The organism is Staphylococcus sp. 231237_7MaSpsaltlick (assembly GCF_043107035.1).
Genome location: NZ_JBICNX010000367.1, coordinates 1 through 451, shown reverse-complemented (window position 1 = coordinate 451; position 451 = coordinate 1). Strand labels below are relative to the sequence as shown.

Below are 451 nucleotides of genomic sequence, written 5' to 3'. Positions count from 1 at the left end.
AGTGTTCTTTCGAACACTAGCGATTATTTCTTTTTGAATTCAAAGCTTGTTTAAAAACTCTAATTCACTCGGTTTTGCTTGGTAAAATCATAAATTTTACTTACTTATCTAGTTTTCAATGTACAAATTTTATGGTGGAGACTAGCGGGATCGAACCGCTGACCTCCTGCGTGCAAAGCAGGCGCTCTCCCATCTGAGCTAAGCCCCCATAAAAATATTCAAATCTAATGGTGGGCCTAAGTGGACTCGAACCACCGACCTCACGCTTATCAGGCGTGCGCTCTAACCAGCTGAGCTATAGGCCCATTCCGATATGAATACTCTAATGAGCATTCAAAACTGAATACAATATGTCAATGTTATTCCTATTTCATCTTCGTAAGAAGATGTTTCCGAATATATCCTTAGAAAGGAGGTGATCCAGCCGCACCTTCCGATACGGCTACCTTGT

At 41.2% G+C, this 451-nt stretch carries 2 tRNA genes; both read right to left on the bottom strand.

Features of this window, described 5'->3' with window-relative positions:
- Positions 1 to 132: 132 nt before the first annotated feature.
- Positions 133 to 208 (bottom strand) — tRNA-Ala (locus tag ACF91D_RS31930).
- A 20-nt stretch (positions 209 to 228) separates the two neighbouring features.
- Positions 229 to 305: transfer RNA gene (locus ACF91D_RS31925), tRNA-Ile, on the bottom strand.
- Positions 306 to 451: the final 146 nt, after the last annotated feature.